The sequence below is a fragment of the Streptomyces sp. NRRL F-5727 genome, from assembly GCF_000719555.1.
In the GTDB taxonomy this organism is placed as follows: domain Bacteria; phylum Actinomycetota; class Actinomycetes; order Streptomycetales; family Streptomycetaceae; genus Streptomyces.
In genome coordinates this window covers 1-14,750 of the sequence record NZ_JOGX01000064.1, presented here as the reverse complement: position 1 = coordinate 14,750, position 14,750 = coordinate 1, and the positions used below count along the sequence as shown (strand labels likewise).

At 72.7% G+C, this 14,750-nt stretch carries 16 protein-coding genes; 9 read left to right on the top strand and 7 right to left on the bottom strand.

What is annotated here, in order from left to right:
* Positions 1-250: 250 nt before the first annotated feature.
* The gene (locus IF73_RS0130805; RefSeq protein WP_031013799.1) at positions 251-676 is read right to left on the bottom strand and encodes a DUF4267 domain-containing protein; all 426 of its coding nucleotides are present in this window, start codon (positions 674-676) and stop codon (positions 251-253) included.
* Between the two features lie 95 nt (positions 677-771).
* The gene (locus tag IF73_RS0130800) at positions 772-1,218 is read right to left on the bottom strand and encodes a DUF1772 domain-containing protein (RefSeq protein ID WP_031013798.1); all 447 of its coding nucleotides are present in this window, start codon (positions 1,216-1,218) and stop codon (positions 772-774) included.
* A 90-nt stretch (positions 1,219-1,308) separates the two neighbouring features.
* Here IF73_RS0130800 and IF73_RS0130795 point away from each other — a divergent pair, with 90 nt between their 5' ends.
* From IF73_RS0130795 to IF73_RS0130775, 5 genes are all read left to right on the top strand, one after another.
* On the top strand, positions 1,309-1,887 hold the full coding sequence (locus IF73_RS0130795; protein WP_031013797.1) for a TetR/AcrR family transcriptional regulator: 579 nt from the start codon (positions 1,309-1,311) through the stop codon (positions 1,885-1,887).
* A gap of 171 nt (positions 1,888-2,058) precedes the next feature.
* Positions 2,059-3,171 (top strand): calcium-binding protein, encoded by a 1,113-nt coding sequence (locus tag IF73_RS0130790; protein WP_051717482.1) that lies wholly within the window; start codon positions 2,059-2,061, stop codon positions 3,169-3,171.
* A gap of 89 nt (positions 3,172-3,260) precedes the next feature.
* Positions 3,261-3,803, top strand: coding sequence for a DapH/DapD/GlmU-related protein (locus IF73_RS0130785; RefSeq protein WP_031013793.1), 543 nt, complete (start codon positions 3,261-3,263; stop codon positions 3,801-3,803).
* Between the two features lie 153 nt (positions 3,804-3,956).
* On the top strand, positions 3,957-4,253 hold the full coding sequence (locus tag IF73_RS0130780) for a hypothetical protein (protein ID WP_031013791.1): 297 nt from the start codon (positions 3,957-3,959) through the stop codon (positions 4,251-4,253).
* Between the two features lie 145 nt (positions 4,254-4,398).
* On the top strand, positions 4,399-4,875 hold the full coding sequence (locus IF73_RS0130775; RefSeq protein ID WP_063833498.1) for a hypothetical protein: 477 nt from the start codon (positions 4,399-4,401) through the stop codon (positions 4,873-4,875).
* 58 nt (positions 4,876-4,933) lie between these two features.
* Here the strand turns inward: IF73_RS0130775 and IF73_RS0130770 are convergent, their stop codons facing one another.
* The 3 genes from IF73_RS0130770 to IF73_RS38910 all read right to left on the bottom strand — a co-directional run bounded on the left by IF73_RS0130770 (position 4,934) and on the right by IF73_RS38910 (position 8,886).
* A complete protein-coding gene (locus IF73_RS0130770) occupies positions 4,934-5,512 on the bottom strand; it encodes a DM13 domain-containing protein (protein ID WP_051717480.1) in 579 nt (192 codons plus the stop codon).
* A gap of 139 nt (positions 5,513-5,651) precedes the next feature.
* Positions 5,652-6,194: a hypothetical protein gene (locus IF73_RS0130765; protein WP_031013788.1), complete on the bottom strand. Its 543-nt coding sequence runs from the start codon at positions 6,192-6,194 to the stop codon at positions 5,652-5,654.
* Positions 6,195-6,222: 28 nt separating this feature from the next.
* Complete coding sequence (locus IF73_RS38910) at positions 6,223-8,886, bottom strand: DNRLRE domain-containing protein (protein ID WP_051717478.1); 2,664 nt, start codon at positions 8,884-8,886, stop codon at positions 6,223-6,225.
* A 416-nt stretch (positions 8,887-9,302) separates the two neighbouring features.
* On the opposite strand from IF73_RS38910, the gene IF73_RS0130755 reads away from it, so the two are divergent.
* The 3 genes from IF73_RS0130755 (at position 9,303) to IF73_RS0130745 (ending at position 11,170) form a co-directional block, all read left to right on the top strand.
* Positions 9,303-9,989 carry a maleylpyruvate isomerase family mycothiol-dependent enzyme gene (locus tag IF73_RS0130755; protein WP_031013786.1) on the top strand — a complete coding sequence of 229 codons (687 nt, stop codon included), beginning with the start codon at positions 9,303-9,305 and terminating at the stop codon, positions 9,987-9,989.
* Positions 9,990-10,238: 249 nt separating this feature from the next.
* Positions 10,239-10,688, top strand: a complete 450-nt coding sequence (locus tag IF73_RS0130750) for a hypothetical protein (protein ID WP_051717476.1) — start codon at positions 10,239-10,241, stop codon at positions 10,686-10,688.
* A 2-nt stretch (positions 10,689-10,690) separates the two neighbouring features.
* Complete coding sequence (locus IF73_RS0130745) at positions 10,691-11,170, top strand: hypothetical protein (protein WP_031013784.1); 480 nt, start codon at positions 10,691-10,693, stop codon at positions 11,168-11,170.
* 85 nt (positions 11,171-11,255) lie between these two features.
* Here the strand turns inward: IF73_RS0130745 and IF73_RS0130740 are convergent, their stop codons facing one another.
* Positions 11,256-12,581: an MFS transporter gene (locus IF73_RS0130740; RefSeq protein ID WP_078868351.1), complete on the bottom strand. Its 1,326-nt coding sequence runs from the start codon at positions 12,579-12,581 to the stop codon at positions 11,256-11,258.
* Positions 12,582-12,726: 145 nt separating this feature from the next.
* On the opposite strand from IF73_RS0130740, the gene IF73_RS0130735 reads away from it, so the two are divergent.
* Entirely contained in the window at positions 12,727-13,317 is a 591-nt protein-coding gene (locus IF73_RS0130735) for a CGNR zinc finger domain-containing protein (protein WP_199806746.1), read from the top strand.
* Between the two features lie 5 nt (positions 13,318-13,322).
* On the opposite strand, the gene IF73_RS0130730 is transcribed toward IF73_RS0130735, so the two are convergent.
* Positions 13,323-14,579 (bottom strand): MFS transporter, encoded by a 1,257-nt coding sequence (locus IF73_RS0130730; protein ID WP_051717475.1) that lies wholly within the window; start codon positions 14,577-14,579, stop codon positions 13,323-13,325.
* Positions 14,580-14,750: the final 171 nt, after the last annotated feature.

The following is a 14,750-nucleotide window of genomic DNA, read 5'->3' as shown; positions in this document are numbered from 1 at the left end:
TGACGTTCCGCAGTCTCGCGGCCGAGCCCGGCGGACCCGAAGCGGCCCGCCCGGCCACCGCGATGTCGGCGTTCCTCGCGCCGGCTCCGGCGAGGTTCCTGGACCTGCCGGTCGGACAGAGGTCCGTCGCCGGAGCGGGATCCCGGCGGGCGCGGCGGCTCGTACGCGAGAGGCCCCCGGCCGCGGACACGATGTCCCTGGCCGGGGGCCTCTCCTTTCGGTGGGGCGACGGTTCGTCACGTGCCCCGCGTCAGGCGGCGCGGTGGGCGAGGGGCACCGGCGCGTTCGCGGTCGTGCCGGTCTCGCGCATGATCAGCAGGCCGGTGGCCACCATCAGGGTCCCGGTCAGGGCGTGGACGCCGAGTGCGGTGGCCAGGGAGCCGTGGTGGGCCAGGACCGTGGCCATGTCGCCGTACGCCGCCAGGGCCTCCACCATCAGCGCCCAGCCGAGCGCCCGGCGGTGGCCCGTCACCAGCAGGACGGCCAGGACCAGGGCCATCACGACGTCGCGGACGCCCTTGACGACCAGGAAGCCGCCGCCGTCGCCGGACGGCCAGCTCGGCAGGCCGAAGCCGGGTGCCGTCGTCTCCGGGCTGATGATGAACTCCGTCCCGAACCAGAGGATGAAGAGGATGAAGGCGGCGGCCAGGACGGTGTTGGTCTTCTTCAGCGACATCGTTCTTCTCCTTGCGGGTGACGGGCTTTCGACGGCCTGCTGGGCTGCGTGGATCGTGCGGAGGCGGAGCGGACCCGACCGACCGGGACCGCGGGTCAGACCAGGGCGGCGACGAGTGACGTGAAGGCGGCGATGATCACGGCGACGCGGACGTAGTGGTAGCGGTTCCAGCGGTTGATCTGCTCCTTCCAGTCGGCGGGCCGGTTCTCGGGCGTCCACGTCTTGTTCCGGTTGTTGATCGGGACCAGCAGCAGGAGCGACATGACCACGCTCAGGATCAGCAGCGCGCCGGCGGTGACGACGAGGCCGATGCCGGCGGTGCCCCAGCCGGCGACGGCCCACACCGTGACGAGGACGAGGGAACCGACGTACCAGACGGGCATCACGGCGCCGAGCATCCGGCCCCCGTGGGCGTGGCCGCGCTGGGTGCTGTCGTCGGGGAGCGCGTTGAGGATCGGGTTCATCACGAAGGACACGGCGAACTCCACCCCCACCATCACACCGATGACGACCGTGGTGACGACCTCAAGTGCGTTGAGCATGACGCCCCTCCCGGGATCTAGCGTTGCTAGGTGATGAGGCAACGCTAGTACTGCTGCCGCTCGATTGTCTAGCGGTGCTAGGATCGAATCATGTCGGTACAGGAACGCAAGCAGCGTGAACGGGCGGAACGCGAACGCCTCATCGTGGCCACGGCCCGCGAACTCGCCGAGCAGCAGGGCTGGGACGCGGTCACCACCCGCCGGCTCGCCGAGCGCATCGAGTACAGCCAGCCCGTCCTCTACAGCCACTTCCGCGGCAAGCGCGAGATCATCGGCGCCGTCGCCCTCGAAGGCGCCGCCGAGCTGGCCGCCGCGGTACGGGCCGCGACGTCCGCCGCGGACGGCCCGCGCGAGCGGGTCGCCGCCCTCGCCCGTACGTACCTCGACTTCGCCACGCGCAACCCCGCGGTCTACGACGCCCTGTTCCAGCTCGACGGCGGCCTGCCGTACGCGCAGGAGCACACGCCGGAGCCGCTGAAGGACGCCTTCGCCGCGCTCCAGGAGAGCCTGGGCGAGGTCGCCGGGGACGGCGTCCACCCCGGCATGTTCACCGAGGTCTTCTGGGCGTCCCTGCACGGCCTCGCGACCCTGACCCGGGCGGGCAGACTGCTGCCGCAGGACGCCGCACCGAGGGTGGAGCTGCTGGTCGACCGGCTGGCCGTGGTCTGACGCGCCGTGGTCTGACGACCGGGGTCTGACGGCCGGGGCCGGCGCGGCCCCACCCGTACGGCCCCGGTCCTCACCCGGTTGACAGGGCCTCGGTCGCCCGGCCCCGGTGGCGCCCCTATCGTCCGGAACGGGCGCCACCCGGCGCCGACACCCGCGACACGGAGGTCCTCCATGGCCCGTCCGCTCACCACCGGCCTGGCGGCCGCGGCCCTGCTTCTCCTCGGCACCCCCTCGACCGCCGTCGCCGCCCAGCCCACCTGCTTCGGGCTGCCCGCCACCCTCACCGGCTCCGGCACGATCACCGGCACCCCCGGCAACGACGTCATCGTCGGCTCCGGCGGCGCCGACGTCATCGACGGCCGCGGCGGCAACGACACCGTCTGCGCCCTCGGCGGCAACGACACCGTCTCCGGCGGTCTCGGCAACGACCGCCTCCACGGCGGCGACGGCGACGACGACGTGAACGGCGACGTGTACGTCGCCAACGGGCCGGCCGTCGGCGGCGGCCACGACGTCCTGTACGGCGGCAACGGCGCCGACAACCTGCTCGGCGACTCCCAGTCCGACAACGGAAACGCGACCGGCGGCGGCAACGACCAGCTCTACGGCGGCCCCGGCGACGACTCCCACCTCGACGGCGACAGCCTCAGCCTCGGCGGCGGCAACGCGAGCGGCGGCGGCAACGACCGCATCGAGGGCGGCGGCGGCAACGACGGTCTCATCGGCGACTCGGCCGCGCCCCTCGAAGGATCCGCGACCGGCGCCGGCGACGACATCCTGCTCGCCGGAGCGGGTGAGGGGGACAACGTCATCGGCGACAGCGAGGGCGTGACGGCGGCGCACGGCGCCGGCGGCGACGACCTCATCGACCTCGGCACGGACGGCGGCTTCTTCGCCCTCGGCGACCACAACATCAACGACCCGGCCGGCGGCCCCGCCACGGGCGCCGGCCACGACCGCATCGTCGGCGGCGCCACGGACGAACTCCTCGTCGGCGAGAGCTCGGTCGGCGACGCCACCCAGACCGCCGCCGGCCACGACGTCATCGAGGGCCGGGGCGGCGCCGACACCCTCTTCGGCGACAACGTCAACTTCGACGCCGACACCACCGTCGGCTCCGCCGGCGGCCACGACGTCCTGCGCGGTGGCGACGCCGACGACGAGATCCTCGCGGGCCCCGGCAACGACCGCCTCGACGGCGGTGCCGCCACCGACCGCTGCGACGGCCAGGCGGGCGCCTTCGACTCGGCGACGCGGTGCGAGACGGTCGTGGGCGTGCCGTAGCGGCGACGGCATCGCCTGCGACGGGCCGTCGGACGCCCCGTAGAGTGCCGGACACCTGCCCAGTCACCGGCACAGGAGAGGACCGTGGCATGCCCAGCGACCGTCTCATGCGCATCCACAGCGCGGAGTTCCAGGCGATGGCCGAAAGGGTCCTGCGGGTCACCGAGCTCACCTCCCGCCTGAACGTCCTGCCGTTCGAGGACGAAGAGGCCAAGGCCGAGCTGTTCGAACAGATCCTCGGCAAGCCTCTTCCGTCGAGGGTCACGATCTATCCGCCCTTCTACACGGACCACGGCCTGAACCTGGACCTCGCCGAGCGCGTCTTCGTCAACCAGAACTGCACGTTCCTGGACTACGCCGGGATCCGCATCGGCGAGCGGACGATGATCGGGCCGAAGGTCACGTTCATCACCAGCGGCCACCCGGTCGACCCCGAGGAGCGGCGGCTGTACCTCACCGGCGCGCCCATCGACGTGGCGGAGAACGTCTGGATCGGTGCCGCTGCCACGATCCTGCCCGGCGTCACCATCGGCCGTGACGCCGTGATCGCCGCCGGCGCGGTCGTCGCCGACGACGTTCCGCCGGCCAGCCTGGTGACCGGCACCAAGGCGGCCGTGCACCGGAGTTGGTGACCGGCTCCCGTACGCCCCATCCGGGAAAGCGAACGGGCGGCCGGCCCACAGGCCCGGCCCCGTACGCCACGACGCCGGAAAAGTCGAATATGCCGGATTTACGTGGCAGCCTGTCCGACGTCACCACCCGCACCCCCTTCGAAGGTGAGCACCATGACCACGCTCCACCAGGAACACGTCTCCCACGCCCACGACCACGGCCCCGGCTGCGGCCACGCCGAGGTGCGGCACGGCGACCACGTCGACTACGCGCACGACGGCCACCTGCACCGCGACCACGGCGGCCACTGGGACGAGTGCGAGCCCGCGGAGCACGTCTCGCACGCGGGCCACGACCACCGGCACGGTCAGGACTGCGGTCACGAGAGCGTCCGCCACGGTGACCACGTCGACTACCTCCACGACGGTCACCGCCACGCCGCGCACGACGGCCACTGGGACGACCACTGACCGACGGCCGCCACCGGGCGGGCTCCCCTCCCCCCGTAGAGGGGCGGTGGGCCGCCCGGGGACCGCAGTCGGCGTGTCGCACCCGTCCGGTCCGGGTATGCCCGCCCCGGCGGCACCCCGCGGGCGGGACGCCGAGGGAGCGGCGATGCGACGTGACGGCGTGGACAAGGGGTGTCTGGGGCTCGGGCTGGTCTTCCTGCCCTTCGCCCTCGGGCTCGGGTACGTCGCGGTCATGGCCGTCTGGCGGCTCGGGCGTTACCTCTGGACCACGGGTGTGCCACGGCTCGCCGAGGGCGACCCGACGGCCTGGACCGCGCTCGGCATGGCCGGGCTCCTCGTCGTGGTGATCGCCCTCGTCTACTGGCACGCCGGCCGCGACGGCGGGCCCAGCCCCCTCCCCGGCCGGGTCGTCCACCAGGGAGAGGACTGGCGCTGGGAACCCGATCCGATCGCGTACCCGCCGAAGCCGAGACCCGCCGCCCCCGGCGCCCCTCGCCGTGCCGGCGGTGCGGTCAGCAGGTGGGGCGGTACGGCTGGTCGTTCACGGGGGCGCGCCACTCCTCCCGGTCCCGACCGCCGCCCGCCCGCCGGCACGCGTCGGCCGCGGCGGCGGTCGGGGTGACGTCGAGGCGCTGGAGGGGCGGCTCCGGGAGCCGTCGGTGAACGCCCCGGGGGCGATGTCAGACGCGGGCCAGGGTCGCTGCACCGAAGGAGACGTCGAAGCGGTCGCACCATATGCTCACGCTGGGGTACGTGGACCAGTCGACGTCCGCCGGCAGGGAATAGTTCTGGTCGCCCTTGTTGCCCTTGAGCTTGGCCAGGTTCACGTATCGGCCGTCGTCGAAGACGCCCCAGCCCGCCCTGCCGGGCTTGACCGGGGAGTCGCTCAGCCAGACGCGCAGATCGGGGCCGTTGCTGGTGTCGAGTCCTTCGAGGCGCAGGGTGTGGGTGCCGTCCGCGAGGCGGATGACCTTCGCGGTGCCGGTGGTCGCGTGCTCGTGGCTGATGAAGGAGCCCTGGGCGAGGGTGACGGGACCGGTGGGTCCGGTGGGGGTGGGCGTCGTGGTCGGGCTGGTGCCGACCGTCGGTGATGCCGCCGACGGGGGCGCGCTCGTGCCGGTGGTGGGCAGCGCTTCGTCGACAGTCTCGTCCACCCACAGGGCCCACGGCTTGAACCACACGAGGCCCGCCACCACGGCGATGACGGCCGCGATGCCGAGGCCCGTCCACAGTGTCCTCCGGCCGGTGCGTCGTTCCACTGGCTGTTCCCCCTTCACGAGCGGACGTCCCTGTTCGTGTCCATCCAACGCGTCCGCAGGCGCGTGCGGAAGGGGGATCCGGGAGGTTGTGGACAACCGGTCACGGGCGGGGTTCGCCCGTGACCGGTCGCGGTGTCGGTCAGGCGCGCCTGACCGTGAAGTCGCACCAGGCGGTCCAGGCGGAGGCCGTGTCTCCGTCCTTCACGCGGACACGCCAGCGGTAGGCACCGTCGGTCAGGGTCCCGGCGGGCACCTGGAGGGCGGCGTCGTGGCTGGTGTCGCTGGTGAGCTGCCGGTGGAGCACGGGCTCGCCGGCGGCGGTGTCGACCTCGAAGGTGACCTTGCGGCGGGGACCGGGCCGGGCGGGTTCGACCGTACCGGGCGGGGCGACGGACTCCAGCGTGGCGGCGAGCGTGGGGCTTTCGCCGCTGACGACGGGGTGTCCGGCCGGGTCGCCGCAGAGCCGGAAGCCCGCGTACGAGCCGTCGGAGATCCGCGGCGCGTCCGGGGTCGGCAGCAGCCGGTCGTCCACGACGGCCGCGGCGGGGGCCGGTTCGGCGGAGGCGGCCGCCAGGGCGAGCGGGGTGGCGACGGCGCCGGCGGCGCAGGCCGCGAGCAGGGCGAGGGTCGCCCGACGGGTGCCCCGACGGGGCTGGGTACGGCTGCGGTGTCGAGTACGCATGTCGGTGTCTTTCCTCCTCGGCGTCCGGCTACTTCACGTACAGGGTGTGGTCGGGGCCCGGTGCCTGGACCTGGGTGCACTGGTACGTGCTCCAGCGGTGTTCGGCCACGAGGCGCTTGCCGACCTCCTCGCAGCCGGTGAGGTTGTGCAGGGTCTCGTAGGCGGTCCAGTCCGCGGCCGTGTTCGGCTTGAGCTTGTTCGCGACGCCGTAGGCGGCGGCGTCGCCTCCGGCGGTGACGCCGTCGGTGCCGTCCCAGCGGTAGTGGACGCCGAGCCAGACCCGGCCGACGGCGTTCTCGGCGGCGGCCGCGGAGATGGTGGTGAAGGTGCGGGTGACGCCGAGGGCGTTGGGGTCCTCGGTGGTCGCCGTCCAGGTGATCCGGTCCGTGCCGAACCACGCCTGGGTGGCCTGGGACCACGCCCCGGCGAAGGTGGCGTGGCCCGAGACGTAGGCCGGGAAGGGCGGGGAGAAGTGCCGGCCGTTGCGGTCCTGCGAGAGCGGCTGCCAGTTGCCGTCGGCGGTGGTGTTCGCGTTGCCGTCGCCGTCGAGCCGGATCGCGCTCTCCGGGCGCCACAGGTCGATGTCCGTCTGGTACTTCTGGTCCCAGGCGACGATGCCCGCGTCCGCCATGGCGAAGGCCGTGAGCGCGAACAGCTTGGCGTTGCCCGCGACGGTGGTGCCGTGCTGGCGGGACAGGATCTGGGTGTGCTCGAAGAGCTGGCCCGGCGGCTTGTAGGTGCCGTCGAGATCGTTGGCCCAGAAGAGGGCAGCCCGGGTCTGGTCGGCCGTACGGGTGGTGGACTCGGCGCCGCCCAGGCTCTTCACGTCGTTGACCTGGTCGGCGTACGCCTGACTCGGCAGCAGCGTGCTCATCTGGGTGTGGCCGGCCGGGCCGGTCCGCCGGAACTGCGCGCTGCTCGCCATGCCGAAGGGCTTCACCAGTCCCCACTGCGGGGTGGCGCCGTCGCCGGTGCCGGTGGGCCGCCAGTAGCCGGGCTGCGAGGAGCCGGTGTACGGGGCGACGGGCGCGGAACCGTCGTTCTGGCGGGCGGCGATCATCGCGGCGGCGGCCTTCTGCCCGACCTCGGTGCCGGCGGCGCGCTGGGCGGTGGTGACGGCGGCGGGGATGGTGGAGCGGGCGGCGGCGATCTCGTCGTCGAAGTTCAGCGTCGGGTACAGGGACCGCAGCACCTCGAAGGCGGCGTGGTCGATGGCGCTGTTCACGTCCGGCAGCGCGCCGTTCGACGCGGTCGCCTTGACGAGGTAGGCGTCACCGAGGCACTTGAGCGTGCCCTCGGCGCACCGCGCCGAGTTGGCCGCGTCGTAGACGGCACCGTGCATCATCGCCCCGGCCCTGGCCAGGGGCCCGGGCGCGCCGCCGACCTGGCGGTAGGTCTCCTGCAGGACGTCGTTCCAGTAGACGACGTGGTCCTTGACCGGATCGGCCGGCGTCTCGTACGTGACGAGGATCGACGGCGCGGTGGTGGTCTGCGCGGAGGCGAAGATCTTGAACGCGGTGACGTCGTTCTCGTCGGTCGCGCGCAGACCGAGGGTGTCGACCGTGTTCGTGGTCTTCGACCACTGCTTCACGAGGGAGGTGATGTCCTCCGATATCCAGCGCGGGCCGCAGTCGGAGTGGCCGTGGGTCTGGCTGGAGGAGGTCACCTTCGAGCGCCATGAGGGCTGGTTGCTCCAGCGGGTGGCGGACGACGCGGTGCCGGTGTCCCAGATCTCCCAGGAGCGCGGTGTGCAGTTGTCCGACCAGGTGGCGAAGAGGTTGAGCTCGGCGTTCAGGATGTCCTGGCCGGTGACCGAGGAGTGGCGGGGGAAGTTGATGAACGAGCGGGCCTCGCCCTTCTGCCACTCCCGGCCGACGCGCAGGTCGACTCCGGCGGAGAAGTCGGCGGTGTCGCCGTTGCGGACGTAGGTGTCGAAGTCCGTGCCGAAGTAGACGGCCGGGTCGATGGTCACCGGGTAGCGGGTCGAGTCGTCGGCGAGGAAGCTCCGGTCCGCCGAGACCCGCAGGTCGAAGCCGTCGCCGCGCTCGGTGACGCCCAGGTCCACGCGGGCCGTGCGGGCGCCGGGAGCGTTCTCCCCGCCGGCGCCGGCGTCCCACATGTACGGCGTGGTGCCGCGGCCCACGCTGTCGCCGGTGCGGGCGTCCGTCAACGTCAGTGTGTCGTCCTGTCCCTGACGTACCGTGATGCCCTCGGCGCGTACCGGGAGGGTCAGGTCCGCGGCCCGTTCGGCCGCCTGGCGGTCCCCCACGACCAGGTACTGCTCGAACCCGGTACGCGTGGCCTCCACGACCAGGTCCGTGCCGGGGAGAACGTCGTCGTAGGTGGCCTTCGCCCCGTTCAGACGGGGTTCCGGCAGCGCGCCCTTCCAGCCGAGCGCGAGTTCCTTCCCGCCCCGGCCGAGTACGGCGAGGTCGCCGCCGGACGTGCCCGTACGGCCGGCCAGGCGCAGCCCGCGGGGGTGGGCCTTCGGGCCGACGGAACCGTCCGCGTTCCTCACCAGCGTCAGGTCGACCCCGACCCAGCGGCCGCGCTCCTTGAACCGGACCGGTCCCGCGAACGACTCCATCGACATGGTGCCGTCGGGATTCGCCCACAGGGTGGTGCTCTCCGTACGTGCCTCCACGACCTCGATCCGGCGGCCTTGGGCCTGCGCGGTGAGACGTGCGTTCACTTCTTCCCGCGGAGCCGCCGACTCCGAGACGCGGGGCGCGGGGGCCGCCGCGGCGGCGTCCGACCCGACGGACAACGCGACGCCCGTCTCGGCGAGGAGGACCAGAGCGAGGGGAAGGGCCCGAGCGAGAGGCGGGGTCAGTGCCCTGCCTCGCCGTGCCGGTCCGCGGGACCGGCCGGTGGAACTGTGCACGCCGTACTCCTTCTGATCAAGAGGGAACAGACGCACGGAATGCTCACAGCCGCCTACTCGGCGTGTCCACGGCCCGTCTCGGAACGTGGCGTGATGATCGCGACAACGGAACCAGGAACTCCGTCGGGATTCGGGCGGTTCTCCAGCCAACGGGTTCACCCCGGGGCAGCCGCCCCCGTTCGCAGGCGAGGCGCGCGAATGCGGTGGACTGTAGCTTTGCGGCCATGGACTACGTGACTGAACTCCGGCGCGAACTCACCCTTTTCGGCGCCCTGTTGGACGGTGACCTGTCGGCCCCGGTCGAGCACTGCGGGGATTGGAGACTGGCGGATCTGGCCGCGCACATGGGCGCGGGAAACCTGTGGGTCGTCACGGCGGTGAAGGAGGGTCACGGCGACGACTACGACGAGACCGCCGTGCCCCGCGACCAGGCGGGCCTCAGGGCTTGGTACGCCGACTCCGCGGACAGACTGGTGGAGGCGCTGTCGGCCGACCCCGCCACGCCGGCGTGGACGTTCGCACCGCCGCACACGGTCGGGTTCTGGCGTCGCCGCCGCTACCACGAGACGCTGATCCACCGCTGGGACGCCGAGCGCGCGCTCGGCACGCCCACCCCCGTGAATCCGGAACTCGCCGCCGACGGTGTGGCCGAGGTCTTCGACACCATGGCCCCCATCATGGTCGCGAGGGGTGCCGCCGCCGCTCCCGCCCAGTCCGTACGGATCACCGCCACGGACTCCGGCCACCGCTGGACCTACGGCCCCGGCGACCCGGTCGCCGAGGTCTCGGGCACCGCCGAGGACCTGCTGCTGGTGCTGTGGGGACGCAAGCCGCGGGACAGCGACGCGCTCACCTGGACCGGTGACCTTCAGGCGGGGAGGGACGTCCTGGCCGGACCGCTGGTCCCCTGACGCCGGCCGTACGAGGGCTGTCGCGGCGTGATCAGCGCCGCGGGGCCCGACGTCCGGGATGGCGAGAAGACGCCACAGCCGGTCACGGAACGCTATCGTCCGGTGACTATGAGGACGAACACCTTAGCGTTCGCGGCCGCGTCGGCTGCCGCTGTTCTGCTGGCGCTCCCGGCCCCGGCCCACGCCGTCCGGGCCGCGGCCCCGCACAGGTGCGAGAGCGGCGAGTCCGACTCGCGCGGACGGTCTTCGGTGGACGGCACCGAGGTCGCCTGGGACGACGAGTCGAAGTTCGACGACGCGCGCAAGCACGCGGTCAAGGTCTGGACGGCGGGCACGCTCAGACAGGTGAGGATCGTGCAGGACGGGGCGACCTCGTACGCCGACGTGGAGTGGCGGGACGCCGACAGCACGAGCGGCCAGTGGCGCGACGTCTACGGCAAGTGGGCGGCACGGCACGGCACGGACCATCTGCTGCTCAACCGGGCCTACCTGGACACCGGGAAGAGGTACGGCAAGGACGAGCACCGCCGGCGGGTCGCGGCGCACGAGCTGGGCCACGCGCTCGGCTTCTGCCACAAGGCGTACGGCTACGGGATGCATCCCTCGCTGCTGTGGGCCGCGTACGACCACATCGCGGGCAAGAGGCTCGACGGCCCGACCGAGAACGACATCAAGGCGTATCACGCGCTGTGGGGATGACCATGAAGAAGACGACGGGCATGGCGGCGGGCGCGGTGGCCGCCGGGGCGTTGGTGGCGGGCGGCTGGTTCGGGTACCAGCAGTGGACGGAACCGCTCGGCGGACACGTGCTGCGCGGCTACGACGCCACCAGCCCGGCGAGCACCGCTCCCCACACCGAGAACGTGTTCACCGGGCGCGTGGCGGCGTTCGAGGAGCAGCGGGACGTCGAGGGGTGGACGCAGGACGTCTACCGGGTGGAGGTCGCCTCCGTCCTGCGGGGCACCGTGCGGGGCACCGTGCGGGTCACCTACGGGCTGGACGAGGGGACCACAGGTCGACTGAAGGAGGGCAGCACCTATGTGTTCGCCACCCACGGCTGGACCGACACGGCGAAGGACGGCCACGCGCAGCTGTACCAGGGCGAGATGAGGCCGGTGGACGACGCCCTGCTGACGGTGTGGAAGAAGGCGGCCGCGCTGCCGGTGCTGTCGGAGCGTTAGGCGAGTGCGGCTGGGCGGCGGCTCACTCGGCGTCGAGCTGGTGGTCGGCCCAGGCGTGGCTTTCCGGCGATGATGCGGCGGTTCGTCATGCTGCCCCACTCCGGGTGGTCGGCGTGACCGGTCCGTCCGCCGCGCCCCCGGTCCCCCCGGTCTCGGCGTCACCGCGTCCGGCCGATGGTTCCCCGCCCGGTGTTTCGGCGTCGCGGAGGGCCTGGGTGGTGACCCGGGAGGCCAGCGGGACGGCGGCGAGGGCGAGTCCGGCGGCCGCGGCGACGAAGGTGTGACGGATGCCCAGGCCGCGTCCGAGGAGACCGCCGGTGAGGGCTCCGAGGGGGACGACGCCCAGGACGATCAGGCGGTAGGCGGCGGTGACGCGGCCGAGGAGCTCGTCCGGGACCGCCGCCTGGCGCAGGGTGCTGACGACGATCTGGTTCAGGGAGGAGGCCAGGGCGGCACCGAACATCGCGGCCAGGGCCAGGGGGGTGCTGTGACCGAGCCCGAGGACGGCGTAACCGGCGGCCGGGGTGAGGGCGGCGAACCAGGTGGTGGGGCCGCCGCCGACGCGGGGAACGACGTGCGCGGCGAGCAGGGAGCCCGCGATCGCGCCGGCCGCCGGGACGGCGACGAACAAGCCGTAGCTCGACATGGGAAGCCCGTACGGGCCGGTGACCAGCAGGACCAGGAGTCCGCCGGTGACCGCGCCGAAGAAGTTGATCGCCGCCGAGATGAACGCGACGCGGCGCAGCAGTCGGTGGCCCCAGAAGTGCGCCCATCCGGAGCGGATGTCCTGGGCGACGCCGGCCGGGCGCGAGCGGCGGTCCTCGGGTGTCTCGCCCATCGGGCGCAGCGCGGGCAGCAGCAGGGCCGCCAGTCCGGCGAGGCCGTACGCGGCCGCGCCGGTGAAGAAGGCCGCCGACGCCGCCAGCGCGAACAACGCCGCGCCGGCGGGCGGACCGACGAACGTGTTGATGACGGACTGGGTGGCGAACAGCCTGCCGTTGGCGCGCTCGAGCTCGGCCCGCGGCAGCAGGCGCGGCGGGATCGCGAGGGCGGCGTTGTCGACGATCGTCTCGGCACAGCCGGCGACGAACACCGCGGCGTAGAGAAGTGCGACGTGGCGCCATCCGCCGGCGAGGGAGAGGGCGAGCAGGGCGAAGCCGGACGCGCGCAGCCCGTTGCCGAGGACGAGGATCCGGCGTCGGTCCATGCGGTCGGCCATCGCGCCGGCGGGCAGGGTCGCCAGCAGCCAGGGCAGGAACTGCACCACCGTCATGCCGGCCACCACGAGCGGGTCGCGGCTGAGCGTGGCGACGAGCAGCGGCGCGGCGGCCTGCAGCAGTCCGTCGGCGAGGTTCGAGGACGCTTGGGACGCCCACAGTGCGGTGAACGGTCTGAGAACGGTGGCGGGCATGGTCGGTCCCCTCGCGTACCTCATGGGTGATTGGCTGTTCACGCATGATGCCAAGATGATCACCTCACGTGCAATAATGCTTTTGCCCGTGAGGTGCTGGACGGGCGGGCGTGAGCGACGCCCCCGGCGGCGAGAGGAGTGGGTGGTGCGGTTCGGCCACATCGCGGGTGACCGCATGCTCGACCTGGTGAACACCGTCGCCTGGCGGCTCGGCGGCCCCGAACGCGCCGAGGCCCTCAAGACGTTCTCCGACGTCGTCGACTGGTGCCTCGAATCCGACCTGCTCGGCCCGGACGAGGCCGCGGCCCTGCGCGACCTCGCCGACCGGGACGCCGCGGCGGCGGAGCGGGAACGGGAGCGGGTCGTCGAGGCGCGCGAGAGGGCGTACGCGATCCTCTTCGAGGGCGACGCCGAAGCCGCGCGGCACCTGGCGGACATGTACCGGGCGGCGATCGCCGCGGCCGATCTGGTCCGCGCGGGCGACCGCTGGCAGTGGCGGGACCGGGACACCGACCTGGGCCTGCCCGGCCACCGCATCGTCCGCGGGCTCGTCGCCCTCACCCAGCGCGAGGACCTCGACCGACTCCACCAGTGCGAAGACGCCACGTGCGGCTGGGTCTACCTCGACACGTCACCCCGCCGGAACCGCCGCTGGTGCAACACGAAGGACTGCGGCGACCGCAACCGCTCCCGCGCCTACTACGCCCGCCAGAAGGCCAAGGGCCGACACCCCTGACGGGGTCATCTCGCCGCTTCCGCTTCCGCAGCAACACCCGGCTGCGGCCGGGTCCGCATGCCCCAGCGGGCGAGAGCCGGGCCGGCGGCACCCAGGGCGGCGAAGAACGATGCCAGCAGCAGCCAGCCCGCCGTGCCGAGGCCCAGCACCACCGTCGTGAGGATCGCGGGGGCAAGAGCCTGGCCCGCGTTGAAGCCGAGGCCGAGGACACCCTGGTACTGGCCCTGGGCATGGTCGGGCGCGAGACCGAAACCCAGGGCGAAGCACGCCGAGGACTCCCAGACCTCTCCCAGACTGTGGACGAAGATCGCCGCCAGGACCAGTCCTGCCGCCGCCCAGACGGGGGCGTACGCCGCCAGCGCCATCATCGGACAGCTGACGAGGAAGAGCAGTCCCGCGGTGCGAAACGCCCTGCCGCCGTCGTGCGGGGTCTCGATACGGGAGCCGATCCTGGTCTGCATCAGTACGCAGAAGGCGGAATTGACCGCGAACAGCGCGGCCACCGTCCAGCGCGGCGCTTCCGTGTGCTGGGAGATCCAGATCGGCAGGAGCAGGGACACCACCGGGTACTGCAGCCCCATGGCCCCGTAGAGGGCGGCGAACGTCAGGAACGGACGGTCGGCGAGGACCAGCCAGCGCCGCTGCCGCGGCGGCGCCGCCAACACCGGATAGCGGGGCAGCAGAAGCAGCAGTACCGCGCACAGGGCGAAGCTCGCCGCGTTGCCGAGAATCAGCGCGACATAGGCGCCGCGGGTGTCCGCGGCCAGCGCCAGCCCGGCACCCACCGTCCCCAGGACGACGCCCAGGTTGACGAAGGTCCGCAGCTTCGCCCGGAACACGGCCGGTCGCTCTCCCCCGACCCGGACCACCAAAGCCCCCCACGCCGCCCCGCCGACCGCCGCGGCGATCTGGTCGACCGTCGCGATGATCGTGAGCGCGGCCCAGCTCTCGACGAGGACGAGGGCCGCCATCGACACCGCCTGGACCGCGAGGGCCAGCATCAGGATCGCGCGTGCGCCGCGCCGGTCGGCGAGATGGCCCCCCGGTATCCCCGCGCACAAGCCGATCACTCCGGCGATGGTGAGCGCCGCGCCGACCTGCGCCGCGGGCAGGCCCACGACCAAGGTGAAATAGAGCGCCAACGCCGCGTTGAACAGACCGTTGCCGACCCGGTTGACGAAACTGGCGGCGACCAGCACGCGCTCCGGGCCGCTGTCCCCCGCCATCCGGCCTATTCGACCTGCCAAGCCGCCCTTGATCATGAACCGCAGGCTAACAGCGCCCCTGAACGGGCGGCTCCCTCCCGGCCGCCCGTTCCGCTGCTCACCGCGGGTTCAGTTGGCGTGGGCGGTGATGTCGCCGTGGGAGGTGGTGGCGTGGATGGTGAGGTCGGCGCCGGTGCCCTTGGCGTTCTGGAGGGTGTTGTGGATGCG

What these genes read in the sequence shown, in the direction of transcription:
- IF73_RS0130805 (WP_031013799.1), bottom strand. Translation starts at nt 676, where the DNA reads ATGTCGCTGAAGAAGACCAACACCGTCCTGGCCGCCGCCTTCATCCTC.
- IF73_RS0130800 (WP_031013798.1), bottom strand. Translation starts at nt 1,218, where the DNA reads ATGCTCAACGCACTTGAGGTCGTCACCACGGTCGTCATCGGTGTGATG.
- IF73_RS0130795 (WP_031013797.1), top strand. Translation starts at nt 1,309, where the DNA reads ATGTCGGTACAGGAACGCAAGCAGCGTGAACGGGCGGAACGCGAACGC.
- IF73_RS0130790 (WP_051717482.1), top strand. Translation starts at nt 2,059, where the DNA reads ATGGCCCGTCCGCTCACCACCGGCCTGGCGGCCGCGGCCCTGCTTCTC.
- IF73_RS0130785 (WP_031013793.1), top strand. Translation starts at nt 3,261, where the DNA reads ATGCCCAGCGACCGTCTCATGCGCATCCACAGCGCGGAGTTCCAGGCG.
- IF73_RS0130780 (WP_031013791.1), top strand. Translation starts at nt 3,957, where the DNA reads ATGACCACGCTCCACCAGGAACACGTCTCCCACGCCCACGACCACGGC.
- IF73_RS0130775 (WP_063833498.1), top strand. Translation starts at nt 4,399, where the DNA reads ATGCGACGTGACGGCGTGGACAAGGGGTGTCTGGGGCTCGGGCTGGTC.
- IF73_RS0130765 (WP_031013788.1), bottom strand. Translation starts at nt 6,194, where the DNA reads ATGCGTACTCGACACCGCAGCCGTACCCAGCCCCGTCGGGGCACCCGT.
- IF73_RS0130755 (WP_031013786.1), top strand. Translation starts at nt 9,303, where the DNA reads ATGGACTACGTGACTGAACTCCGGCGCGAACTCACCCTTTTCGGCGCC.
- IF73_RS0130745 (WP_031013784.1), top strand. Translation starts at nt 10,691, where the DNA reads ATGAAGAAGACGACGGGCATGGCGGCGGGCGCGGTGGCCGCCGGGGCG.
- IF73_RS0130740 (WP_078868351.1), bottom strand. Translation starts at nt 12,581, where the DNA reads ATGCCCGCCACCGTTCTCAGACCGTTCACCGCACTGTGGGCGTCCCAA.
- IF73_RS0130730 (WP_051717475.1), bottom strand. Translation starts at nt 14,579, where the DNA reads ATGATCAAGGGCGGCTTGGCAGGTCGAATAGGCCGGATGGCGGGGGAC.